General features: G+C 76.7%; 19 protein-coding genes and 1 riboswitch. Of the genes, 10 read left to right on the forward strand and 9 right to left on the reverse strand.

What is annotated here, in order from left to right; genetic code table 11:
• Positions 1-31: 31 nt before the first annotated feature.
• Genes ACI79Z_RS07340 through ACI79Z_RS07350 form a run of 3 tightly spaced genes read right to left on the reverse strand, consistent with a single transcriptional unit; the run spans position 32 to position 3,350 of the window.
• A complete protein-coding gene (locus ACI79Z_RS07340; RefSeq protein ID WP_387988889.1) occupies positions 32-883 on the reverse strand; it encodes an SDR family NAD(P)-dependent oxidoreductase in 852 nt (283 codons plus the stop codon).
• The gene (locus tag ACI79Z_RS07345; protein ID WP_456902196.1) at positions 880-1,848 is read right to left on the reverse strand and encodes an alpha/beta fold hydrolase; all 969 of its coding nucleotides are present in this window, start codon (positions 1,846-1,848) and stop codon (positions 880-882) included. The genes ACI79Z_RS07340 and ACI79Z_RS07345 overlap by 4 nt, the downstream gene beginning before the upstream one ends.
• Positions 1,845-3,350, reverse strand: a complete 1,506-nt coding sequence (locus ACI79Z_RS07350; RefSeq protein WP_387988891.1) for a flavin-containing monooxygenase — start codon at positions 3,348-3,350, stop codon at positions 1,845-1,847. The genes ACI79Z_RS07345 and ACI79Z_RS07350 overlap by 4 nt, the downstream gene beginning before the upstream one ends.
• A gap of 102 nt (positions 3,351-3,452) precedes the next feature.
• Here ACI79Z_RS07350 and ACI79Z_RS07355 point away from each other — a divergent pair, with 102 nt between their 5' ends.
• Both ACI79Z_RS07355 and ACI79Z_RS07360 read left to right on the forward strand, forming a co-directional pair.
• Positions 3,453-4,700, forward strand: coding sequence for a PucR family transcriptional regulator (locus ACI79Z_RS07355; RefSeq protein ID WP_387988892.1), 1,248 nt, complete (start codon positions 3,453-3,455; stop codon positions 4,698-4,700).
• 107 nt (positions 4,701-4,807) lie between these two features.
• Positions 4,808-9,430, forward strand: coding sequence for a cation-translocating P-type ATPase (locus tag ACI79Z_RS07360; RefSeq protein ID WP_456902197.1), 4,623 nt, complete (start codon positions 4,808-4,810; stop codon positions 9,428-9,430).
• Here the strand turns inward: ACI79Z_RS07360 and ACI79Z_RS07365 are convergent.
• Complete coding sequence (locus ACI79Z_RS07365) at positions 9,337-10,221, reverse strand: bile acid:sodium symporter family protein (protein ID WP_387988894.1); 885 nt, start codon at positions 10,219-10,221, stop codon at positions 9,337-9,339. The genes ACI79Z_RS07360 and ACI79Z_RS07365 overlap by 94 nt on opposite strands.
• Before the next feature lie 247 nt (positions 10,222-10,468).
• On the opposite strand from ACI79Z_RS07365, the gene ACI79Z_RS07370 reads away from it, so the two are divergent.
• From ACI79Z_RS07370 to ACI79Z_RS07380, 3 genes are all read left to right on the forward strand, one after another.
• On the forward strand, positions 10,469-12,262 hold the full coding sequence (locus tag ACI79Z_RS07370; protein WP_456902198.1) for a protein kinase domain-containing protein: 1,794 nt from the start codon (positions 10,469-10,471) through the stop codon (positions 12,260-12,262).
• 23 nt (positions 12,263-12,285) lie between these two features.
• Positions 12,286-12,879: a DNA-directed RNA polymerase subunit alpha C-terminal domain-containing protein gene (locus tag ACI79Z_RS07375; RefSeq protein WP_387988896.1), complete on the forward strand. Its 594-nt coding sequence runs from the start codon at positions 12,286-12,288 to the stop codon at positions 12,877-12,879.
• 105 nt (positions 12,880-12,984) lie between these two features.
• Positions 12,985-13,135, forward strand: a riboswitch (cyclic di-AMP (ydaO/yuaA leader).
• 6 nt (positions 13,136-13,141) lie between these two features.
• Positions 13,142-14,056 (forward strand): hypothetical protein, encoded by a 915-nt coding sequence (locus ACI79Z_RS07380; protein ID WP_456902199.1) that lies wholly within the window; start codon positions 13,142-13,144, stop codon positions 14,054-14,056.
• Positions 14,057-14,062: 6 nt separating this feature from the next.
• Here the strand turns inward: ACI79Z_RS07380 and ACI79Z_RS07385 are convergent, their stop codons facing one another.
• A complete protein-coding gene (locus ACI79Z_RS07385; protein ID WP_387988898.1) occupies positions 14,063-15,043 on the reverse strand; it encodes a YihY/virulence factor BrkB family protein in 981 nt (326 codons plus the stop codon).
• 115 nt (positions 15,044-15,158) lie between these two features.
• Between ACI79Z_RS07385 and ACI79Z_RS07390 the strand changes: the two genes are divergently transcribed.
• Both ACI79Z_RS07390 and ACI79Z_RS07395 read left to right on the forward strand, forming a co-directional pair.
• Positions 15,159-15,968 (forward strand): sulfite exporter TauE/SafE family protein, encoded by an 810-nt coding sequence (locus ACI79Z_RS07390; RefSeq protein WP_456902200.1) that lies wholly within the window; start codon positions 15,159-15,161, stop codon positions 15,966-15,968.
• Between the two features lie 132 nt (positions 15,969-16,100).
• Positions 16,101-16,997, forward strand: coding sequence for a hypothetical protein (locus ACI79Z_RS07395; RefSeq protein ID WP_456902201.1), 897 nt, complete (start codon positions 16,101-16,103; stop codon positions 16,995-16,997).
• A gap of 39 nt (positions 16,998-17,036) precedes the next feature.
• Here the strand turns inward: ACI79Z_RS07395 and ACI79Z_RS07400 are convergent, their stop codons facing one another.
• Both ACI79Z_RS07400 and ACI79Z_RS07405 read right to left on the reverse strand, forming a co-directional pair.
• The gene (locus ACI79Z_RS07400; protein WP_387988901.1) at positions 17,037-18,686 is read right to left on the reverse strand and encodes an AMP-binding protein; all 1,650 of its coding nucleotides are present in this window, start codon (positions 18,684-18,686) and stop codon (positions 17,037-17,039) included.
• Between the two features lie 7 nt (positions 18,687-18,693).
• Positions 18,694-19,665, reverse strand: coding sequence for a cyclase family protein (locus tag ACI79Z_RS07405; protein WP_387988902.1), 972 nt, complete (start codon positions 19,663-19,665; stop codon positions 18,694-18,696).
• A 117-nt stretch (positions 19,666-19,782) separates the two neighbouring features.
• On the opposite strand from ACI79Z_RS07405, the gene ACI79Z_RS07410 reads away from it, so the two are divergent.
• Complete coding sequence (locus ACI79Z_RS07410; RefSeq protein ID WP_387988903.1) at positions 19,783-21,054, forward strand: hydroxyacid-oxoacid transhydrogenase; 1,272 nt, start codon at positions 19,783-19,785, stop codon at positions 21,052-21,054.
• A gap of 66 nt (positions 21,055-21,120) precedes the next feature.
• On the opposite strand, the gene ACI79Z_RS07415 is transcribed toward ACI79Z_RS07410, so the two are convergent.
• Both ACI79Z_RS07415 and ACI79Z_RS07420 read right to left on the reverse strand, forming a co-directional pair.
• Positions 21,121-21,537, reverse strand: coding sequence for a PaaI family thioesterase (locus ACI79Z_RS07415; RefSeq protein WP_387988904.1), 417 nt, complete (start codon positions 21,535-21,537; stop codon positions 21,121-21,123).
• Positions 21,538-21,728: 191 nt separating this feature from the next.
• The gene (locus ACI79Z_RS07420) at positions 21,729-22,055 is read right to left on the reverse strand and encodes a WhiB family transcriptional regulator (protein WP_456902202.1); all 327 of its coding nucleotides are present in this window, start codon (positions 22,053-22,055) and stop codon (positions 21,729-21,731) included.
• A gap of 263 nt (positions 22,056-22,318) precedes the next feature.
• Between ACI79Z_RS07420 and ACI79Z_RS07425 the strand changes: the two genes are divergently transcribed.
• The gene (locus tag ACI79Z_RS07425; protein ID WP_387988905.1) at positions 22,319-22,660 is read left to right on the forward strand and encodes a YciI family protein; all 342 of its coding nucleotides are present in this window, start codon (positions 22,319-22,321) and stop codon (positions 22,658-22,660) included.
• A gap of 1 nt (position 22,661) precedes the next feature.
• Positions 22,662-23,906 carry an RNA polymerase sigma factor gene (locus ACI79Z_RS07430; protein ID WP_456902203.1) on the forward strand — a complete coding sequence of 415 codons (1,245 nt, stop codon included), beginning with the start codon at positions 22,662-22,664 and terminating at the stop codon, positions 23,904-23,906.
• The last annotated feature ends 136 nt before the right edge of the window (positions 23,907-24,042 follow it).

Genomic DNA, 24,042 nt, shown 5'->3' on the forward strand with positions numbered 1-24,042 from the left:
GGCCGCCGGGCGGCGGCCGGGGCCCCGGGCCTCAGGCGCGGCCGAACAGCTTGCGGTCGTACCAGGCCGACAGCACCGGGTAGCGGGCCGGCAGCAGCCGGACCAGCCGGTCGACCAGGACGGCGTCCTTGCCGACCCGCACGCGCGGCTTCCCGGCCTCGACGCCGTCGACGACGATCCGCGCCGCCTGCTCGGCGGGCATCGTCAGCAGCTTCTCGTTGTAGACGCGGTTGCGGGCCAGCTCCGCGGGGGAGAGCTCGAGGCCCTGCGCCCGGGCCTCGGCCACCGTCGCCGACGCGATGTTGGTCCTCACCCCGCCCGGGTGGACGACGGTGACCCGCACCGGGTGGCCGCCGGCGATCATCTCGGTGCGCAGCACCTCGGTGAAGCCGCGAACGGCGAACTTGCTCGCGCAGTACGCCGACAGCGTCGGCTGGGCCATGAACCCGTTGAGGCTGGACACGTTGACCACGTGCCCGTCGCCGGAGGCGATCAGGTGCGGCAGGAACGCCTTGGTGCCGTTGATGACGCCGTGCAGGTTGACCCCGAGCGTGCGGTCGTAGGTCTCCCAGTCGGTGTCGAGCACCGAGCGGCCGCCGCCGGAGATCCCGGCGTTGTTGTAGACCTGGTGCACCACGCCGAAGTGGGCCGCGACCGCGTCGGCGTACGCGACGACGGCCGCCCGGTCGCTGACGTCCAGGCGGGCGGTGTGCACCTCCGCGCCCAGCGCCTTCGCCCGGTCGGCGGTCTGGCCCAGGCCCAGCTCGTCGACGTCGGACAGCGCCAGCCGCGCCCCCCGCTTCGCCAGCTCGAAGGCCAGCTGCCGGCCGATGCCGGACCCGGCGCCGGTGACGACGGCGACCTTGCCGCGCACGCTGCTCATCGGTTCCCCCCTGGGAGGTCGGCGCCCGCGGACCGGGCGGTGTCGTCGCGGCCCGCTCCGCGGGCGAGGTCGGTGGTGAGCTCGACGAGCCGGTCGACGACGCCGGGCGCGAGGTGGTGGCCCATGCCGGGGATCTCGACGTGCCGGGCACCGGCGATCGCCTCGGCGGTGGCGCGCCCGCCGCTGGGGTGGACCATCCGGTCGACGTCGCCGTGGACGACCAGCGTGGGCGCGGTGATCCGCGCGAGGTCGGCGGTGCGGTCGCCGGAGGCCTGGATGGCGCCGATCTGGCGGGCCACCTCCCGCGACCGGTCGCCGCCGCCGCGCTCCCACACCGCGGCCGCCCAGGCGCGCTCGAGGTCGTCGTCGGGCGGGAAGCCGGGGCCGCCGATGTGGCCCAGCATCGCCAGGTGCCGCTCGACCGACTCCTCGACGGTGCGCGGCGCGGCCCGCGCCAGCCGCAGGATCGTGGAGCGGGCCGGCTGCCCGACCCGGCGCGACCCGGTGGTGGAGAAGATCGAGGTCAGGCTGGCCACCCGGTGCGGGTGCCGGGCCGCGACGACCTGCGCGATCATCCCGCCCATCGACATGCCGACCAGGTGCACCCGGCCCAGGCCGAGGGCGTCGAGCAGGCCGACGGTGTCGGCGGCCATGTCGGTGAGGTCGTAGGCGTCCGGCCGGGGCCGGGCCAGCAGCTGCCGCGCGCGGCCCGGCGGCGGGGTGGCGATCCGGCCCGACCGGCCGGCGTCGCGGTTGTCCATCCGCACCACGCGGAAGCCGCGGCCGGTGAACCCGTCGACCATCCGCTGCGGCCACGAGGTGAGGTCCAGCCCGAGGCCCGCGACGAGCACCAGCGGCTCGCCGTCGTCCGGGCCGTCGACGCGGTGGCAGATCCGCGGGCCGGCCGGCAGGTCGGCGAAGCGGTCCTCCGCCGCGACGCGGGCCGGCGCCTCGGCCGCGGTCACGCGGGCACCGCCGCGGCGGTCACGCGGTCGGCCGCCCGGGTGAGCCGGAGCTCGGGGTCGACGACGCTGTCGGCCCGGAGCAGCTTGACGTCGGAGTGGTAGTCCATCGAGGTCAGCCACGGCATCCGGTCGCCCTGCCGCGGCAGCCGGCCGACGGCGCGCTGGATGTAGCCGGCGGCGAAGTCGAGGAAGGGCCGGGTGGGCATGTCCGGGTCGGCGAGCACCGGCCGCGCGGTGTCCAGGCCGCGCTCGTCCATGTGCCTGAGCAGCCGGACGAAGTGCTCGCAGAGCAGGCCGACCTTCAGCGTCCAGGACGAGTTGGTGTAGCCGATCGCGTAGGCGAGGTTCGGCACCCCGGACAGCATCATGCCCTTGTAGGAGACCGTCTCCGACAGGGTCACCGGCGCGCCGTCGACGGTGATCGCGACGCCGCCGAAGGCCTGCACGTTCAGCCCGGTCGCGGTCACGATCACGTCGGCGTCCAGGTGCCGCCCGGAGGCGAGCCGGATGCCGGTCTCGTCGAAGGTGACGATCCGGTCGGTGACGACGTCGGCCTTCCCCTCGCGGATGGCGCGGAACAGGTCGCCGTTCGGGACGGCGCACAGCCGCTGGTCCCACGGGTCGTACGGCGGGTTGAAGTGCGTGTCGACGTCGAAGCCCTCGGGCAGCTGCTTGGTGTTGACCCAGCGGATGACCCTGCGGGCGGCCTTCGGGTGCTTCTGGCAGAAGCTCCAGATCGCCCGCTGCTGGGCGATGTTCTTGCGGCGGGTCAGCGCGTAGCCGCGCTCGTCGCCGAACCACTTCCGCAGCAGCGCGGCGACCTTGTCCTCGCGGGGCACCGGCAGCACGTAGGTGGGGGTGCGCTGCAGCATCGTCACCGACGCGGCGGTGCCGGCGACGGCCGGCACGATCGTCACGGCGGTGGCACCGGAGCCGACGACGACGACCCGCTTGCCGGCGAGGTCGAGGTCCTCGGGCCAGGACTGCGGGTGGACGATCTCGCCGCGGAAGCGGTCGCGGCCCTCGAAGACGGGGGTGAAGCCCTCGTCGTAGCGGTAGTAGCCGCCGGCGCAGAACACCCAGCCGGCGGTGAGCTGCAGCCGCTCGCCGGTGTCGGTGCGCTCGACGTCGACCGTCCAGCGGGCGTCCTCGCTGGACCACGCCACCGCCAGCACCCGGTGGTGATAGCGGATCCTCTCGTCGAGGCCGTTCTCGGTGGCGGTCTCGCGCAGGTAGGCCAGGATCTTCGGCGCGTCGGCGATCGACTGGCGGTCCCGCCACGGCTTGAACTCGTAGCCGAAGGTCGACAGGTCGGAGTCCGAGCGGATGCCGGGGTAGCGGAACAGGTCCCACGTGCCGCCGGAGGCGCCGCGCGCCTCGAGGATCGCGAAGCTCTTCTGCGGCAGCTCGGTGGTCAGGTACCGGCCGGCGCCGATGCCGGAGATCCCGGCGCCGACGATCAGCACATCGAGGTGCTCGACCGGCGTCTGCGTGGTGGTCAATGCGGTGCTCCGTCCTCGGGACACGGGTGCAGCGGCCTACGAGACTGCGTGGTCCCGGTCACCCGGTGCAATGACGAACTGCACCATCCCGATACTTACGTGGTGCAGACTGCAGCAGAGGGCGTCGACTGGCCGGCCGTCTCTCCTCGGATCCGGGAGCTGTTCCGCCGGGGCGCGGAGGTGGCCCTCGACCCCCGCGCCGACTGGATCGAGGAGCTGCACCGGGCGTCGCTGGGCACCGAGCGGATGCGCCCCGTCGCCGAGGACCCCGTGCTCGCCGCCGCCACCCGGCGGGCCAACCTGGCCAACCTGCTGCACTGGGCGGCGGCCAACGTGCAGCACCCGGGCCGGCGGGTGCCGGCCAACACCGGCGGGGAGGTGCTGGACGCCGCCCGCGACCTGGTCCGGCGCGGGCTGGACCAGAGCGGGCTGGACGCCTACCGGACGGCGCAGGGCGTGGCCTGGCGGCGGTGGATGGAGATCTGCTTCGAGCTGACCGGCGACCCGGCCGAGCTGCGCGAGCTGCTCGACGTGTCGGCGCTGTCGATCACCACGTTCATCGACGACACGGTCGCGGCGCTGTCCGAGCGGATGGCCGCCGAGCGGGCCGAGCTCACCCGCGGCGCGCACGCCGAGCGCCGGGCCACGGTCACGCTGCTGCTGGAGGGCGCGCCGATCGGCCGGGCCCGCGCGGAGGCGCAGCTCGGCTACGGGCTGACCGGTCCGCACACCGCCGCCGTCGTGTGGACCGGGTCCGGCAGCGCGGCGCCCGGCCAGCTGGAGGCCGCCGCGGAGGCGGTCATGCGGGCGGCCGGCGCGACCCGGCGGCTGACCGTCGTCGCCAGCGCGGCCGCGCTGTGGGTGTGGCTGCCGGTGGGCACCGCGCCGCGGGCGGCGGAGCTGGCCGGGCCGCTGGCCGCGCACCCCGACGTCCGGGTGGCGGTGGGCCGGCCGGGCCGCGACGTCGACGGCTTCCGCCGCAGCCACCTGGACGCCGCGACGGCGCAGCGGATGCTGGCGCGGCTGACCTCCCCGCAGCAGGTGGCCCGCTACGAGGACGTGCAGCTGGTGGCGCTGCTGACCACCGAGCCGACCCAGCTCGAGGAGTTCCTCGCCGGCACCCTGGGCCGGCTGGCCACCGCCGACCCCGACACCCGCGAGGCGGTGCTGACCTACGTGCGGGAGCTCGGCAACGCCTCCCGCACCGCCGAGCGGCTGTACACCCACCGCAACACCGTGCTGCGCCGGCTGGCCCGCGCCGACGAGCTGCTGCCCCGGCCGCTGGCCGAGAACGTCCTCGGCGTGGCCGCGGCGCTGGAGGTGCTGCGCTGGCGCGGCGCGGCGGACTGACGCCCGGCCGGAGCGGACCGACGCGTACCGGTCCGGGGTCGTGACGTGCGTCACTCCGAGGTGGACGATGGGCGGACAGCAGGTGTCGCGCAGGGGGGAGCCCCGGGATGAGCGTCCTCCACCGAGCCGCCACCGCCCGGCGCGCCCTGGCCGCCACGGCGCGCCTCGCGGTGACCGGCGCGCAGGTCGCCGCCGCGCCGGCCGTGCTCACCGCCGGCCTGCTCGGCGTCTCCACCCGCGCCGCGGTGCGCACGGCGGAGGACCTGACCAGCCGCGTCGCCGGCCGGCCGGTCGACCTCACCCAGGCCGCCGTCTCCGGCGTCCGGGCCGCCGGCACGCTGCTCACCGGCGCCGACCCGCTGCCCACCGGCCGGCTGCGGGAGCTCGCGCGGGTCGCCGCCGGCATGTTCGAGCCCGACGGCGGGCGGCACACGCCGCGGGTGTGGGCCGACGGGGACCTGGTGCAGGTCGAGCTGCCCGAGTGCGCCCCCGGCGCGCCGCCCGACGCCGGCCGCACGCTGCGCGCGCGCCTCGAGCGGCTCGAGGGCGTGCAGTGGGCCACGGTCAACGAGGTCCTCGGCCGGGCGCTGGTCGCCGTCGACACGCGGCGGGTGGGCGTGGACGACGTCGTCGGGACGGTGCGCACGCTGCAGGACGCCGGCGACCGGCGGGACGTCCTGCGCGAGCCGGCCGACCACCCCGCCGACCTCGAGCCGCTGCTGGCGACGGCGACGGCGCTGGCGGTGGACGCCCTCGGCGTGCTCACCGCGCTCACCGCCCGGGCGCTGCCGATCCCCGCCCTGTCGCGGCACGCCACGCTCGCGGTCACGCTGATCGACACCCAGGACTGGATCACCGAGCTGCTCGCCCGGCGGATCGGCCGGTACGGCACCCGCCTGGTCCTCGAGGGGCTCTCCGCCGTGCTGCACTCGGCCACCCAGAGCCCGGTCGTCCCGGCGCTCAACGCGGCCGCCTCCGCCCAGCAGGTGCTCGAGGTCCGGGCCCGCCGGCAGGTGTGGCGGCGCCGGGAGGAGCAGCTGTGCCGGCCCGAGCCGGACGGGACCGAGCCGGAGGACCCGGCCCCGGCCGCCCGCGCCGGGGAGCGGCCGGTGCCCCTCCCGCCCGGCGCGGTCGACCGCTACCAGGGCCGGATGGGCCCGACGACGACCGGCGCCGTGCTGGCCGTCCTCGCCCTGACCGGCCGCCCCGGCCGCGCCGCCGACCTGGTCAAGGCGCTCACGCCCAAGGCCGCGCTGGCGGGCCGCGAGTCCTTCGCCGCCACCCTCGACTGGCTGCTGTGCCGCGCGGGCGTGCTGCCCCTGGACGGCACGGCCTACCGCCGGCTCGACCGCGTCGACTGCGTGGTGGTCGACGGGGCGACCCTGTGCACCGGCCCGCCGGTCGTCCTGGAGGCCACCGCCGAGGCCGACGGGTGGGATCCCGCCGCCGTGTGGACGGCGGCGGCGCGGCTGCTGGCCGACGGCGACGGCGAGGGCGCGGGCGGCACCCGGCTCGGCCCGCCGCGGGGAGCGCCGGACGCGCCGGGGGCGGCGCTGCGCGCGCTGTACGCCGGGCGCCGGCGGGTGGGCACCGTCCTGGTCGCCCCCGAGCTCGACCCGCACGCCGAGGCGCTGCTGACCACCGCCGCCGGCACCGGCGCACGCCTGGTGCTCACCGCGCACGCCGGCAGCCGGGAGATCGCCGGCGTCGCCGGGGAGATCGCGCCCGCGGACGAGCCGCTGGCCGGCGTCGTCCGCCGGCTGCAGGCCGACGGGCACGGGGTGCTGCTGGTGTCCTCCGCCGACGCGGCCGCGCTGCTGGCCGCCGACGTCGCGGTGGCCCCCGTGCGGCCCGACCGGGCGCCGGCCTGGGCGGCGGACCTGGTGACCGGGACCGGTCTGGCCGACGCCTGCCGGGTGGTGCGGGCCGTGACCGACGCCCGGCGGCTGGCCCGCCGGTCGGTGCAGAGCGCGGTCACCGGCAACGTGCTGGGCGGGCTGCTGGCCGCCGTCGGCTCGGCCCGCGGCGGGCAGCGGCGGGCGACGACCCCGGGCAAGTCCGCGACGCTGTGGACGATGCTCGACGGCACCGTGACGGCGGTCCGCGCCGCCCGCCGGCCCCCGCCGCCCCCGTCGGTGCACACGCCGTGGCACGCCCTCGACCCCGACGACGTCCTCCGCCGGCTGGCGGACCTGCCCCGGGACGACGACGCCCCGCCCGGCCCGCTGACCCGCGCGTGGCGGCGGGCGGGCGGCACGCCCGTGGTCCGGGTGCCCGTCCGGTTCGGCCGCACCGTCGCCGCGGAGCTCGCCGACCCGCTCACCCCCGTCCTGGGCGCCGGCGCCGGCGCCACCGCCGTGCTGGGCGAGACCGCGGACGCGTTCCTGGTCGGCGGGGTCACGGTCGGCAACGCGCTGCTCGGCGCGGCGCAGCGGATGCGCGCGGAGACGGCGCTGGCCTCGCTGCTGCTGCAGCAGGACGCCCGCGTCCGCCGGGAGGCCGACGGCGGTGAGGAGGAGGTGCCGTCGAGCGCGCTGCGGGTGGGTGACGTGGTCCTCGTCGGCTCCGGCGACGTGGTGACCGCCGACGCGCGGCTGCTGGCCGCCGAGGACCTCGAGGCCGACGAGTCCAGCCTCACCGGCGAGTCCCTCGCGGTGGCCAAGTCGGTGGCCCCGACGCCGGGCGCCGAGGTGCCCGACCGGCGCTGCATGCTCTTCGACGGCACGACCGTCGTCGCCGGCACCGGCCGCGCGGTCGTCGTCGCCGTCGGCCCGGCCACCCAGGCGGGCCGGGCGGCGCGGGCGGCCGGGCGCGGGGCGCCGCCGGCCGGCGTCCAGGCCCGGCTGGCCGAGCTCACCCGCTCGGTGCTGCCGCTGACGCTGGCCGGCGGCGGGACCGTCGCCGCGCTCGGCGTGCTGTGGCGGCGGCCGCTGCGCGAGGCGGTCAGCTCCGGGGTCGCGGTCGCCGTCGCGGCCGTCCCCGAGGGGCTGCCGCTGGTCGCGACCGTCGCCCAGCAGGCGGCGGCCCGGCGGCTGTCGCGGGACGGGGTGGTGGTGCGCAGCGCCCGGGTGCTGGAGGCGCTCGGCCGGGTGGACACCGTCTGCTTCGACAAGACCGGCACGCTGACCGAGAACCGGCTGCGGGTGGCCCGGCTGCTGCCCCTCGGGGACGGTCCGGACGACGGCGAGGACGGCCTGCTGCGCCTGGCCGCGGCCGGGATCGGCGCCGGCGACACCGACGCGCACGAGACCGACCGCGCCGTCGACGCCGCCGCCACCGACCGCGGCGTGGCCGGCGGCGGCGAGCCGGAGGCCTCGGTGCCCTTCGCCACCGGCCGCGGGTTCTCGGCGGCGCTGCGCTCGGGCCGGCTGGTGGTCAAGGGCGCGCCGGAGGTCGTGCTGCGGCTGTGCACCGACCCGGGCGATGCCGCGGACCGGGTGCGGGAGCTGGCCTGCGACGGGCTGCGGGTGCTCGCCGTCGCCGACCGCGCGGTGGACGGCCGGCCCGACGACCTCGAGGAGGCGGCGACCGGGCTGACCCTGCGCGGCCTGGTGGGCCTGGCCGACACCGTCCGCGGCTCGTCGGCCGCGGCGGTCGAGCAGCTGACCGCGGCGGGCGTCCGGGTGCTCGTGGCCACCGGCGACCACCCGGAGACCGCCGCCGCGATCGCCGCCGAGGCCGGGGTCCCCGACGCCGGCCGGGTGGTCACCGGCGCGCAGCTGGCGCGGGCGTCGGAGTCCGAGCGGACCGCGCTGGTGCGCGAGGCGGCGGTGTTCGCCCGGCTGACGCCGGAGCAGAAGGTGCTGCTCGTCGGCGCCCTGCGCCGCGCCGGCGCCACGCTGGCCATGACCGGCGACGGCATCAACGACGCCGCCGCGATCCGGCTGGCCGACGTCGGGGTCGGGGTGGCCGGCGCCGAGTCGCCCGCCGCCCGCAGCGCCGCCGACCTCGTGATCACCGACCGGGACCTGACCCGGCTGGTCGACGCCGTCGCCGAGGGCCGCGCGCTGTGGTCCCGCGTCCGGGACGCCGTCGCCATCCTCGTCGGGGGCAACGCCGGCGAGGTCGCGTTCACCGTGCTCGGCTCCGCGCTGGGCGGTCGCGCGCCGCTGGGCACCCGGCAGCTGCTGCTGGTCAACCTGCTCACCGACATGTTCCCGGCGCTGGCCGTCGCCGTGGCCCGCCCGCGGGCGGCCGCCCCGGCCGCGGACGGCGGGCCGCTGGCCGGCCACCCGCTCGCCCCGGTGCTGCTCGCCGGCCCGTACCGCGGCTTCGCCGACGCGGTGCGCCGCCTGGTCGCCGTCCGCGGGGTGGCCACCGCCGCCGGCGCGACCGGCGCGTGGGCCACCGGCCGCGTCACCGGCCTGCGCCGGCGGGCCAGCACGATGGGGCTCGCCGCGCTGATCGCCACCCAGCTCGGGCAGACCGCCTGGGCCGGGCGGCGCAGCCCGCTGGTGCTGGCCACCGCGGCCGGGTCGCTGGTCGCCCTGGCCGCGGTCGTGCAGACCCCCGGGCTCAGCCGGTTCTTCGGCTGCACCCCGCTGGACCCGCTGTCCTGGCTGGTCGTCCTCGGCTGGGCCGCGGCCGGCACCGCCGGCGCGGAGGTCGTCCCGGCCCTGGCCCGCCGGTGGCCGGGTCAGGACGCGACGCGCTCCGGCGCCCCCGACCGGGAGGACCGGGTCATCGCCCAGCCGGCCAGCGCGGCCACCGGGAACATCAGCACCCCGTAGACCGCCGCCGGGACGGCCAGCTCCACGCTGCCGAGGACGCTGATCGCCACCGTGATCGCCAGCGTGCTGTTGTGCACGCCGATCTCGAAGGCGCAGGCGACCGCCTGCCGGTGGCCGACGCCGAGCGCGCGCGGCACGGCGAACCCGGCCAGCAGGCTGAGCGCGCAGAAGGCGAGCGCGACCAGCCCGACCTCGCGCAGGTACCCGGCCACGTCCTCCCGCTCGGCCACCACGGTCCCGGCGATCACCAGGGCGAGCACGACCGCGGACAGCACCCGCACCGGCCGGTCCATCCGCTCGGCGAACGCCGGCGCCGCCCGCCGCACCAGCATGCCGAGCGCCACCGGCACCAGCACGATCGCGAACACCTGCACGGTCTTGCCGAACTGCAGGCCGATCGACCCGGCGCCGGGCGGGTCGAAGACGGTCACGGCGAGGTTGGTCACCAGCGGCAGCGTCACGACGGCGAGCAGCGAGTTGACGGCCGTCAGCGAGACGTTGAGCGCGACGTCGCCGCGGAACAGGTGGCTGAACAGGTTCGCCGTCGTCCCGCCGGGCGAGGCGGCCAGCAGCACCATCCCCACCGCCAGCACGGGCTCCAGGCCGGTGGCCACCACGAGGCCGAAGCACAGGGCCGGCAGGACCAGCAGCTGCAGGCCGAGGGCGACGACGGCGGCGCGCGGCCGGCGGGTGACCCGCGCGAAGTCGTCGACGGTGAGCGACAGCCCCAGCCCGAACATGACCACGGCCAGGGCGGCGGGCAGGGCGACGGTGCTGAGGGCCGAGTCCACGGGCGACCTCCGGAACGGCCGCGGCCCCGTCGCCGCGGATCGCCCGGATCCTGGCGGACCGGAGGCCGGCCGCGCGAGCACCGGCACGCGTCCGGGGGAGCCGCCGTGGGCGGTCCGTGGTTGACGGGGCGTCCGGGCGGGAACCCACCCGGGGTCGCCCACCCGGCAGGGGGAGCGGCCGCGCAGCTCCCGGTGGGGGCCGGAGGCGGGGCGCACCCGCCCGCGTCGGACGGGACGGAGTCGGGCAGTGACCACGGTGCAGCGGGGGAGCCGGACCCTGGGGGACCGCTACGAGCTGCAGGAGGTCATCGCCACCGGCGGCATGGGCCAGGTGTGGCGGGGCCGGGACCACCTGCTCGCCCGGCCGGTCGCGGTCAAGGTGCTGCGCAGCGAGTACGCCGACGACCCGACCTTCCTCGCCCGCTTCCGCAACGAGGCCCGGCACGCGGCGGCGCTCACCCACCCGAACATCGCCACCGTCCTGGACTACGGCGAGGGCACCGACGACGCCACCGGCGAGCACCTGGCCTACCTGGTGATGGAGCTGGTCGAGGGGGCGCCGCTGTCCACCCTCATCGAGACCGAGGGCCCGCTGGACCCCGCTGCCGCCCTCTCGGTGCTGCGCCAGGCCGCGGCCGCCCTCGCCGAGGCGCACCGCAGCGGCGTCGTCCACCGCGACGTCAAGCCCTCGAACATCCTCGTCCGGCCCGACGGGCGGGTGAAGCTCACCGACTTCGGCATCGCCTGGTCGGCCGAGTGCGTGCCGCTCACCCAGACCGGCCAGGTCATCGGCACCGCGCAGTACATGTCCCCGGAGCAGGCCGCCGGCGAGCGGGTCGGCCCGGCCAGCGACGTCTACGCCCTCGGCCTGGTCGGCTACGAGTCGCTGACCGGCCACGCCGCCTTCACCGGCACCAACCCGGTCACCGTCGCGCTCAAGCAGGTCCGCGAGCAGCCCGAGCCGCTGCCCGACGACCTGCCGCCCGACGTCAAGGAGCTCATCGGTGCCGCCCTGACCAAGGACCCCGGCGCCCGCCTGCCCGACGGCGCCGCCTTCCTGGCCGCGGTCGAGGAGGCCCTGGACCCCCGGGCCGCCCCCGCGCCGCCCACCCGCCAGGTGGCGGCCGCCGCCCCCGCGCCCGGGCCGGCCCCCGCCGCCGAGCCGGTCCCCGGGCCGGAGCCGCGCCGGCGCCGGCGGGCGCTGGTCCTGCTGCCGCTGCTGCTGGTCGCGCTCGTCGTCGGCGGCGTGCTGTTCACCACGACCCGCGCCGGCGACGTGCCGGTGGCCGACGCCGCCGAGACGCAGCAGGCCGGGATCGTGCTGCGGGCCGCGGACTTCCTCGGCCGCCCGGTGGCCGAGGTCACCGACGACCTGACCGCCCTCGGCCTCACCGTCGCCCAGCGCGGCGAGCAGACCCCGGACGCCGCTCCCGGCACCGTCGTCGGCCTGGACCCGGTGAACGTGGAGCTGGCCGCCGGCGACCGGGTGCAGGTGGTCGCCGCCGTCGCACCCGACACCGCGGTGCCCGGGCCCGAGGCGCCCGCCGCCGGGCCCGGCCCGTCCGGTGGGTCCGCGCCGGAGACCCCCGCCGCGACGCCCGGGGCGCCCGCCGCGGACAGCAGCACCCCCGGGGCCCCGACGCCGGAGGCCCCCACCCCCGAGGCCACGACCCCCGAGGCGCCCACTCCCGGGGCGACCACCCCCGAGGCGCCCACTCCCGAGGCGACCACCCCCGAGGCCCCCACTCCCGAGGCGACCACGGCGGAGGGCACCGGGTCCGCGGGCACGACGCCGGAGAGCACGCCCGAGGCCCCGGAGAGCACCCCGTCCGGCAGCACGACGCCGGAACCGCCGGCGCCGGCGACCGGGACGCCCGGGGACACGGCCCCGCCGGCGACGGGGGAGTCCCCGGCCCCGGACGCGGGGACGACGTCGACCGGTGAGGCGCCGGCGACCTCCCCGGCCCCGGACGCCGGCGCCGGCGGGACCGTCCCGGCGGAACGGGCCTGGGACGGCTCCCCGGCGGGACCCTCCCGGTGAACCCGGGGCTAGGGTCCGACGCCATGTCGACGAGGTCGCGGGTCGAGCCGACGGGGAGCGTCCGGGAGCTGGGTCTGCCCGCGCGGGCGGTGGGCGCGCTGACCCGCGCCGGGATCACCACCGTCGAGCAGCTGTCCGCGCTGACCCGCCGCGAGCTGGCCGCCGTCCCCGGGCTGGGGCCGGCGATGGTGGCCGCCGTCCGCGCGGTCGTCCCCGAGCCCGTGGCGGTGGGCCTGTGGCCGCTGCCCGACGAGGACGACGCGCCGCCGTCCCCGGCGATCCCGTCGTTCGACTCGCTGCGCGCCCCGCGCCGCCGGACCGCGTTCGACGTCCTCGTGCCCGAGGAGGACCCGGGGGAGCCCGCGGGTCCGTCGGCGGTGGCGCCGTCGGACGGGGCCTCCGGCGGGACGCCGGAGGAGGACGAGGAGCCGCCCCCCGCCGGGCCGCCCCCCTCCGCCGCGCCGGCCGCCCCGGCGCCGCGGCCGGCCGAGTGGGCCGACCTCGCCGCCCTCGGTGCGCGCGGCGTCCGGGCCGCCGTGGTCCTGCCGTGGCGGGTGACCGGGTGGTGGCTGCGCCTGCCGCTGCGCGTCGCCGGGCGGCTGCGCACCCGCCCCTGACCGGGGTGTGGTCCCCGCCACGGAACGCGGCCGCCGTTTGTCACGGACGCGTAACGGCCGTTACCGTGGCCGAGGCCGTCCGGCCACGTCCCCGCCAGGGGACCCGGGCGGTCGCCGCCGAGTCGCCCCCCGGGCGAGCCGGGGACCCACCGCAGTACTGGGGTGAATCCCGCACCGGACCCGTGCGTCCGGGCGGGTAGGGCTGCTTCCCGCCCGAACCCGTCAGCTAACTCGGCAGGCGGCTGACGGGAGACCTGCACCCATGCCCTCGAGCACCACCCCCGGCCGCCCCGGCGCGTCCGCAGACCGTTCCGGCCGCCGCCGCCCGCCGGCCGCGCACCGCCGTCCGGGCCTGTACCTGGGCGTCGCCGCCGCCGGCGCGGTCCTGGTCAACGTCCTGGTCGGCCCGCAGCCGGCCGCCACCGCCGAGGCCGGGACGGCGAGCGGGTCGGTCGCCGTCGCCGAGGCGCTGGGGCTGTCGGCGCGGTCCGGCCCGGTGACCGCCACCACCCCGCCGGACCTGGCGCCGCTCGAGGACCTCGCCGCCACCCGCAGCTCGCGGGAGGCCGCCGAGACCGCGGCCCAGCAGTCGCAGGCCGCCGCCGACCAGGCCACCGTCGACCGGCAGCGGGCCGAGGCCGAGGCCGCCGCCCGCGCCGCCGCGGAGGCCGCCGCGGCCGCCGCGGCCGCCGAGGCCGCCGCCGCGGCGGAGGCCGCCGCGGCCGCCGCGACCGCCGAGGCCGCCGAGGCCGCCGAGGCCGCCGAGGCCGAGGAGGCCGGCCCGGCGGAGACCGCGGGCACCACCGCCGTCTCGGCCGTCGCCCGCATCACCAACAGCACCGGTCCGGTCGAGCCGCAGGTGCAGGCCGCCGCGGACGCCGTCGTCAGCAACGTGCCGGGGGCGGACGCGATCACCCTGGGCGGCACCCGCGCCAGCGCGGCCGACCCGGGCGGCCACCCCTCCGGCAAGGCGCTGGACTACATGGTCATGACCGACGCCGCCCTCGGCGACGCGATCGTCGCCTACCACCGCGCGCACTGGGACGAGCTCGGCGTCGACTACCTGATCTGGGAGCAGCGGATGCTGTCCTCGCCGAACGGGTCGTGGCAGACGATGGAGGACCGCGGCGGCACGACGGCCAACCACTTCGACCACGTGCACGTCAACTACCTCTGACCGCCCTCAGCGCTCGCCCGGATAGGGCGGCGCGCTGTCGGCGACCACCGCGCCGCGCTCGCCGAGCGGCCGCTCGGGGCCCACGGTGGAGTCCCTGGCGGTCTGCCGCTCGGTCTCGGCGTTGACGACCGCGCCGACGAGCACGAGGAAGACCGTCGTCCACAGCCAGAACATGCTGATGGCCACGCCGGCGAGCGAGCCGTACGTCGCGGAGTAGTCGCCCAGGCTCCGGACGTAGCTGAAGAAGCCGATCGTCGTCGCGAGCCACAGCCCGGTGGTCAGCGCCGCCCCGGGGGTGATCCACCGCCACCGGGCCTGCCTGCGGTCGGGGCCGAACCGGTAGAGGACGGCGAGCACCGCGCTCATCAGCACCGCGGCGGCGACCCACGTCAGCACCGGGGCGACGTCCCGGACGGCGTCCGGTGCCCCGGCGAGCGCACCCGAGACCTCGCCGGCGCCGGCGATGATCCCGCCGAGCAGGACCGCGCCGCCGAGGACCAGGACGAGCGCCAGCGCGCTGCGGCGGAGGAAGCCCCGGGTCTCGGTCTCGTGGTAGGCGAGGGTCAGCCCGTCGACGAGGTAGGTCATCGCGGTCGTCGCCGTCCACAGCGCCGCGGCGAGGCCGCCGAGCCCCCGCCAGGTGTTCACGTTCGTGGAGGCGGTGGTGATCGTCGTCAGCTGGTCGACCACCAGCGACCGCAGGTCCTCCGGCAGCATCCCCGCCACCCCGGACAGCTGGTGCAGCGCGTCTTCGGGGGTGTTGACGACGCCGTACACCGACACCGCCGTGACCAGTACCGGCGCGACCGACAGCAGCGCGAAGAACGCCACCGCCGACGCCTGCACCATGAGCCGGTCGCTGAGCACGTGGCGCGCGACGCGGCGCAGCACCCGGCGCCAGTCGCGGGCGGTGAGCCGGTGCGGTGAGTGTGCGTCGGCCGCCGCGCCGACGGGCGGCTGCCGGGTGCGCGCTCCACCCCCTGTCATCGCACCATCGCACCGCCGGACGCGACCGGCCGCAACGCGGCTCCCCGGACCCGGCCGTCCGGTCCCCTCCGGCGTCGGGGAGGCTGGCTGTCCGTGACCGACCCGGGACGCGCGCGTGACTGACCTGCTCCTGCCGGAGGGCCTGACGCCCTCCCTGCTCGCCCTCGTGCTCGTCGCGGCGCTGGCCGCCGGCTGGGTGGACGCCGTCGTCGGCGGCGGCGGGCTGATCCAGCTGCCCGCGCTGCTGCTGGTGCCGGGCCTGGCGCCGGTGCAGGCGCTCGCCACCAACAAGCTGGCGTCGGTGTTCGGCACCACCACCAGCGCGGTCACCTACCAGCGGCGGGTGCACCCGGACCTGCGGACGGCGCTGCCCATGGCCGCGGTCGCCCTGGTCGGCTCGTCCTGCGGGGCGTCGGTAGCGGCCCTGCTGCCGGCCGCGGTGTTCAAGCCGGTGATCGTCGTGGCGCTGGTCGGCATCGCGCTGTTCACCGCGTTCCGCCCGGCGCTGGGGGAGGTGACGGCGCTGCGGCACACCGGCCGCCGCCACCACGGCACCGCGCTCGCCGTCGGGGCGGTGATCGGCTTCTACGACGGCGTCCTCGGCCCCGGCACCGGCTCGTTCCTCGTGTTCGCCCTGGTGTCGCTGCTGGGCTACGACTTCCTCAACGCCAGCGCCAAGGCCAAGATCGTCAACGTCGCGACCAACCTCGGCGCGCTGGCGTTCTTCGTGCCGCACGGGTCGGTCGTCTGGGGCCTGGGCCTGTGCCTGGGCGCGGCCAACACGCTCGGCGGCTACGTCGGCTCCCGGACGGCGACCTCCCGCGGCACCGGGTTCATCCGCGTCGTATTCCTCGTCGTGGTCACCGCGCTGGTCGTGCGGCTCGGCTGGGACGTGTGGACGGAGAACGTGCGCGCCGCCGGCTGAGGAGTCGGAGCCGATGGGCCCTCGACCCGGCGCGGACGCCGTGCCAGCCTGGGTCGCCGGTCCGGGGTCCGGCGCCGGTGCGCGCCCAGCCGACCCCGTCGCGGGCCGGGCACGACCGACAGGCGGCAGCCGATGGAACCCGTCGCACCGCGGACGCCGGACCCCGCCGAGGAGGTCCGCCCCGGCACCCGGTGGCTGCTGACGGCCTTCCTCGCGCTCACGCTGCTCGCCGTCTCCGAGCTGCTGCTGCTCGCCGACGTCGCCGACCGCTTCTGGGCCTGGTCCATCCGCACCGAGGCGACGGCCGCGTTCCTCGGCGCCGCCTACACCGCCGGCGCGGTGCTGTCGGTCCTCTCCCTCCGGCAGGACCGGTGGAGCCGGATCCGGGTGCCGGTCCTCACGGTCACCCTGTTCACCGTCCTCACCTGCGCCGCGACGCTGGTCCACACCCACCGCCTGCACCTGCTCACCGGCGGGCCGGTCGCCCGGGCGGCGGCCTGGGTCTGGCTGGCCGTCTACCTCGTCGTCCCGGCGCTGTGCCTGGCGGTGGTCCTCGGGCAGGAGGTCCGCCGGGGCCGGCGCCCGCCCGTGCGGCTGCCGATGCCGGCCCGGCTCACCGCGCTGCTGCTCGTCGAGGGGGCGCTGCTGGCCTCGGCGGGCGCGGTCCTGTTCGCCGGCGGGCTCACCGTGCACCACCACGTGGAGACCGTCACGTCGTTCTGGCCGTGGGAGATCACGCCGCTGAGCTCGCAGGTGATCGGCGCCTGGCTGCTCGCCCTCGGGTTCGCCGCGGCGCTGTCGGTCCGCGAGCGGGACCTGGACCGGCTGGGCGTCGCGGCGGTCACCTACACCGTGTTCGGCGCGCTCGAGCTCGTGGTGGTGCTCTGGTACCGCCGCGACGTCGAGGCCGACGACCCGTGGCTGTGGGCCTGGGTGGCCCTGCTGGTCGCGGTCGTGGGCACCGGCGCGGCCGGGATCCGGGCCGCCCGGCCCACGTGGTCGCGCCGGCCGGGCGCGCCGGTGCGGTGACCGGGTCCCCGCCCGGGGCGGGGCGGGGACCCGGCCCGCTCACGTCCCCCGCAGCTCGCGGCGGAGGATCTTGCCGGTGACCGTCTTCGGCAGCTCGTCGAGCACGACCACGCTGCGCGGGTACTTGTAGGCGGCCATCCGCTCCCTGCAGTGCGCGATCAGCTCCTCCGGGGTGGTGCTGGCCCCCGGCCTGAGGCTGACGAACGCCTTGACCGTCTCGCCGCGCTTCTCGTCGGGCACGCCGACGACGGCGGACTCGCGGACGGCGGGGTGCTCGGCCAGGACGTCCTCGACCTCGCGCGGCCACACCTTGTAACCGGACGCGTTGATCATGTCCTTCTTGCGGTCGACGATGAACACCCAGCCCTGCGGGTCCATGAACCCGACGTCGCCGCTCCTCAGCGCCCCGCCGGGCAGGTTGGCCGCCGTCTCCTCGGGCTTGCCCCAGTAGCCGGCCACCACCTGCGGGCCCTCGGCCACGATCTCGCCGACCTCGCCCAGCGGCAGGTCCTGCCCGTCGTCGCCCTGGATGCGGACGACGGTGTTCGGCGCCGGCACGCCCACCGACAGCGCGCCCGAGTTCGGGTCCACCGGCGACGGCGACCCGAACGGCGTCACCGTCATCGGCGACGTCGTCTCGGTGAGGCCGTAGGCGTTGTGCACCTGCTTGCCGGTGGCCTCGAAGAACCCGCGCTCGGCGGCCGGGGAGATCGCCGCCCCGCCGGAGTAGACCGACGTGAACGAGTCGAAGTGCTCCTTGCGGAACCCCGGGGCGTTGAGCAGCGCGCTGAACGCGGTAATCGCGCCGATGGTGAACGCCGGCCGGTGCTCGAGGAACGCGTCGAGCACCACCTGCGGCTCGAACCGGTAGGCCAGCACCAGCGGCGCCGGCACCAGCATGCTCACCGCCACGTGGCCGATCAGGCCGGTGATGTGGAACAGCGGCGCGATGCCGAAGATCGCGCCGTCCCGCCCGGCGTGGGTCCAGTCGCGGTAGACCTGCGCGGTGAAGCAGACGTTGCGGTGGGTGTTCATCGCGCCCTTGGGCACGCCCGTCGTCCCCGACGTGTAGGTCAGGAACGCGACGTCGTCGGGGCCCAGCTCCACCGGCGGCGGGGTCTGCCCGCGGTACCGCTCGACGAACTCGAGCAGGTCGGTGGTGCCCTCGTGCCGCTGCCGGGTGACGCCGGCGAACAGCCGCTCGTCGTCGCGGGTCTGCAGGTCCAGGCCGCTGGTGGTGAGCACCAGGCGGACGTCGGTGCCCGGGACGACGTCGCGGGCGACCTCGTCGTAGAGGGTGTCCAGGCACAGCAGCACCGTCGCGCCGGAGTCGGCCAGCAGGTAGGACAGCTCCCGCGCCCGGCTCATCGGGTTGATCGACACCATGACGCCGCCGGCCTTCCAGGTGGCGACCATGGCCAGGACGAACTGCGGCACGTTCTGCAGGTAGACCGCCAGCCGGTCACCGGGCCGGAAGCCCGACTCCAGCAGCCCGGCGGCCATCGCGTCGGTCATCGCGTCGAGGTCCCGGCGGACGACCGTGCCGTCGAAGTAGCGCAGCGCGTCGCCGTCGGGGTCGCGCTGCACGCCGGCCCGGAACATCGACAGGGCGTCGCCGAACTCGATGTCGTAGTCCGGCGGCTGGTCGCCGTAGAGCGCCAGCCAGGGGCGGTCGTCGTAGGCGCTCACGACGGGCTCACTTGAGGACGACGGGGTTGACCGGCGAGCCGCTGGCCTTGTGCACCTTGAGCGGCGCGGCGACGTAGAGGCCCTCGTACTGCCCGTCCTCGGCGGAGTCGGCGGCCAGCGCCTCGAGGTCGGCGATCTCGGTGAGGGTGACCCCGAGGTTGCGCATGAGCGCGTTGTGCAGCACCAGCGCGACGCCGTTGTTCGGGTCGGTGGTGACCTCGTTGGCGATGGTGTCGGTGACCAGGTTGGGGATCTCCATGTCCTGGAACCACCGCACCAGCTCCGGGCTGTAGACCAGGCCGGGCTCGTTGAAGCCGTCGTAGAAGGCGTCGCCCTGGTCGAAGAACAGCTGCAGGAAGTTCGTCCGGATGATCAGGACGTCCCGCTTCCGGATCTCCACGCCCTGCTGCTCGGCGCAGGCGAGCAGGTCCTCGTGGGTGAAGGTCTCGCCCTTGTCGAGGGTCGGCTTGCCGCGGAAGCGGGCCATGTCCAGCAGCACGCCGCGGCCGACGACGCCGCGCTGCGCGATCGGCTCGACGCTGGCCTTGTCCATGCCGCCGACGGTGGTGCGGGCGTCGTAGCCGTTCCAGAGCTTGCCGCCGTACCAGACGTGGCCGAGGCCGTCGTACTGCGTGGAGCCCTGGAGGAAGGCGTTGATCTTGTCGTCGGCGTAGTGCAGGCCGCCGGGGTACTGCGGCGCGTCGTCGGAGTCCCAGGTGGACTCGTCGAGGATCTGGGTGCGCTCGGCGGGGGAGCGGCCGGGCCACACCGGGTCGCCCTTCGGGTCGCCGATCAGCCGCTGCAGCGTGAACACCTTGCCCTGCCGGACCAGCCCGACGGCGGCCAGCACCTGCTCGGGGCCGAGGTAGTTCAGCGCGCCGACCTCGTCGTCGTCGCCCCACTTGCCCCAGTTGGTGGGGGAGTCGGCGAGCAGGTCGTCGAGGGCGGGGACGGCGGTGGTCTCGGGTTCTGCGGTCACGGCTGACCTCCAGGGGAAGGTTGGTGGGCGCACCCGACCCTGCCGCGCTGTGGTCCCCGCCACAAGGAGGGTGCAACGATCCGTGCAACCGGATCCGCCCGAGCCGAGGAGGCCGACATGACCGCCGAGTCCGTGTTCACCTACGGGGCGCCGCAGCTGAAGTTCGGCAGCGGGGCGTCGGAGGAGATCGGCTACGACCTCAGCCGCTTCGGCGTGCGGCGGGTCCTGGTGGTCACCGACGCCGGGGTGTCGGCCACCGGCCTGCCGCAGCGGGTCGCCGACCAGATGGGCCGCTTCGGCATCGAGGCGCGGGTCTACGACGGCGTGCACGTCGAGCCGACCGACGTCAGCCTGACCGAGGCGATCGAGGCCGCCCGCGAGTCCGGGCCGTGGGACGCGTTCGTCGCCGTCGGCGGCGGGTCGAGCATCGACACCGCCAAGGCGATCAACCTGCTCACCACCAACCCCGGCGAGCTCCTGGACTACGTCAACGTGCCGGTGGGGAAGGGGCAGGCGCCCACCGAGCAGCTCAAGCCGCTGGTCGCCGTCCCGACGACGACCGGCACCGGGTCGGAGAGCACGACCATCTGCGTCATGGACGTGCTGGCGCAGCGGGTGAAGACCGGGATCAGCCACGCGCGGCTGCGGCCCACCCTCGCCGTCATCGACCCCGACCTCACCGTCACCCAGCCGCCCGGGGTCACCGCCGCGGCGGGGATGGACATCCTGTGCCACGCGCTGGAGAGCTACACCGCCCGCTGGTACACGACCTACGACCGCAAGGCCCCCGAGCAGCGGGTGCCCTACTGCGGGTCCAACCCGATCTCGGACATGTGGTCGGAGAAGGCGCTGTCGCTGCTCGCGGGCTCGTTCCGGCGGGCGGTGCGGCACGGCGACGACACCGCCGCGCGCGGGGACATGGCGATGGCCGCGACCTTCGCCGGCATGGGCTTCGGCAACGCCGGGGTGCACGTCCCGCACGCCAACGCCTACCCGATCGCCGGGCAGGTGAAGGACTTCCACCCGAAGGACTACCCGGCCGGCGAGCCGATGGTGCCGCACGGGATGTCGGTGGCGCTGACCGCGCCGGAGGCCTTCCGGTTCACCTTCGAGGCCGCGCCCGAGCGGCACGTCCGGGCGGCGCAGCTGCTCGCCCCGAACGCCGGCGAGCCCGACGACCCGGCCGAGTTCCTGCCCACCGTCCTCACCGACCTGATGCGCGACATCGACATCCCCAATGGGATCGCCGCGGTCGGCTTCGACGAGGGCGACGTCGACGACCTGGTCGAGGGCACGATGAAGCAGCAGCGGCTGCTGGCCACCTGCCCGCGGGAGGTCACCGCCGAGGACGTCGCCGGCATCTTCCGCCGCTCGATGTCGCTGTGGTGACGTCGCTGTGGTGACGTCGCTGGGGTGAGCCCGCGCCGGTGACCCGGGGCCGCCCCGCGCCGCGGATCAGCCCGCCGGGACGATCGTCTTCGTGACCTGCGCCGAGGCGACGAGGGCGCCGTCCACCGTCGCCTCGGACCGCAGGAACGCCACCCCGCGGCCGCGGCGCAGCACCGAGCCGGTGACGTCGACCCGCGCACCGGCGCGCACCGGGCGCAGCAGCGAGGCGGTGAGGTCGTGGGTGACCGCGTGCTCGGCGTCGCCCAGGGAGGGCAGCAGCGCCAGGAAGGCCGCGACGTCGAGGAAGGTGTAGACGACGCCGCCGTGCAGCAGCGCCGCCTGGTTCTGCGCGGGCGCGCCGACGGGGAACCAGATGCCGGCGGTGGGGTCGGCGGGGTCGCGCAGCTGCATGCCCAGGTGCCGGTGCAGCGGGATGTCGAGGACCGCCTGCACCCGGGCGGCGCCGACGTCGGGCGAGCTCACCGGCGGGCCGGCAGGTCGAGCACCCGGCGGGTGGGCAGCGCGGCGATCGCGGGGACGCCGGGCGCCGGCCCCGGCGGGTGGTGGAACGGCACGACCTCGGCCACGGGCGGCTCCTTCGTCGGGTGGTGGTCCGGCCACGGGACCTGCGTCGGACCGTAACCCGCGGGACCGGGGCCGCCCCGCTCAGGCGGTCAGGCGCTGAGCCGCATGCTGCGGCGGGCCAGGCGCACCCGCCGCCGCTCACGCTCGGACAGCCCGCCCCAGATGCCGAAGCGCTCGTCGTTGGCCAGCGCGTACTCCAGGCACTCGGTGCGGACGTCGCAGCCGGCGCACACGCGCTTGGCCTCGCGGGTCGAGCCGCCCTTCTCCGGGAAGAAGGCCTCGGGGTCGGTCTCGGCGCACAGCGCGTCCAGCCGCCAGGTGGCGTCGCCGCCGGACAGGACGCTCCAGACCGAGCCGGCGAGCGCGTCGGGCTGCGCGGAGGACTCGGTGATCAGGCTGAGGCGGGAGGTCGGCACGGGGGGCTCCTCGGGGTCTGGGAGGTGGCGTGACCCGTGCGTGACGGACGGGTACGCCCTGACTGCTGACAGTGACGTTACGGAGTGCCCGACCCGTCGCGCACCGTCAGAACATCTGCGGAACCTGGCCGTCCGGTTGTCAGATCATGCCGGAGACGACGACGCCCGGAAGTCCTTCCGCGGGAGCTGTCGATCTGGTGCGGTGCTGCGTGTCGTAGAGGTGGAGGGCCCGGCAGGCGGGCCCCCGGAGCCCGGAGGACACCATGACGAAGTACCTGGTCCTGATCTACGAGGACGAGGCGCAGTACGCCACCGCGACCCCCGACGTCTACGGCGAGATCATGGCCGAGCACGAGGCCTTCTCCGCGGGCGTCGAGCAGCTGGGCGCGAAGCTGCTCGGCGGTGAGGCGCTGGAGCCGACGACGACCGCGACCAGCGTGCGCGGCGGCGAGGTCACCGACGGCCCGTTCGTCGAGACCAAGGAGGCCCTCGGCGGCTACTACCTCGTCGACGCCCCCGACCTCGACACCGCGCTGGCCGTCGCGCGGACGGTGCCGGCCCGCTTCGGCGGCGTCGAGGTCCGCCCGGTGATGACCTTCGACTGACGTGGCCCTCCCGACCGCCGACGCCGTCGCGGCCGCGGTCGCCGACGCGCACCGTCGCGAGTGGGCCTTCGTGCTCGCCGCGACGGTGCGCGTCACCCGCGACCTCGACGTCGCCGAGGAGTGCGTCCAGGACGCCTTCGCCGCGGCGCTGACCGACTGGGCCGCGCACGGCGTCCCCGCCCGGCCCGGCGCCTGGCTCACCACCGCCGCCCGGCGGCGGGCGCTCAACGTGCTGCGGCACCGCGGCGTCGAGCGGCGGCACCTGCCGCTGCTGGTCGAGGAGGACGTCGCGCCGGCGCTCGTGGACGAGGCGCACGGCTACCCCGACGACCGGCTGCGGCTGGTGGTCACCTGCTGCCACCCGGCGCTGGACCGCCCCGCGCAGGTGGCGCTGACCCTGCGCCTGGTGTGCGGGCTGAGCACCGCCGAGGTGGCCCGCGCCTTCCTCGTCCCGACGGCGACGATGGCCGCGCGGCTCACCCGCGCCAAGAAGAAGATCGCCGTCGCCCGCATCCCGTACCGGGTGCCGCCGCCCGCGGAGCTGCCCGAGCGGGTCGACGCCGTCCTGTCGGTGGTGCACCTGCTGTTCACCATCGGCCACACCACCCCGGCCGGTGAGGACCTGGTGCGCCACGACCTGGTGGAGCGCTCGGTCGGGCTGGCCCGGATGCTGCGCCGGCTGCTGCCGGGCGACGCGGCGGTGGCCGGGCTGCTCGCGCTGCTGCTGCTCACCGACGCCCGCCGCGAGACGCGCACCGGCACCGACGGCCGGCTGCTGCTGCTCGAGGAGCAGGACCGCACCCGCTGGGACCGGGCCGCCATCGCCGAGGGCGTCGCGCTGGTCCGCGAGGCGCTGCGGGCCCGGCCGCCGTCGCGGTACGCGCTGCAGGCGGCGATCGCCGCGGTGCACGCCGAGTCGCCGTCGTGGGCCGACACCGACTGGGCGGAGATCGTCGCGCTCTACGGCGTCCTCACCGCGGTGTGGCCCTCGCCGGTCGTGGCGCTCAACCGCGCGGTCGCCGTCGGCTTCGCGTCCGGGCCCGCGGCGGGGCTGGCCGCCCTCGACGAGCTGGCCGCCGAGCCGCAGCTGGCCGGCTACGGCTACCTGCCCGCGGCCCGCGCGGACCTGCTGCGGCGCCTCGGCCGGGTCGCCGAGGCCCGCGACGCCTACGCCGAGGCGCTGCTGCTCACGGAGAACGCCGTCGAGCGGGAGTTCCTCGCCGGCCGGCTGCGCGAGCTCGGCTGAGCCAGGCCAGAGCGGTCGGCGAGGCTGCGACTCGATCACGGCCCGGCGCGGGGTGTTGTGTCCCACACGTCTCAGCGCTGAGATACCCGCACGATCTCCCAGCCGGTCGACGACGGGATGTGCCGCCCATGCGATC

Source organism: Geodermatophilus sp. SYSU D00663, assembly GCF_054050655.1.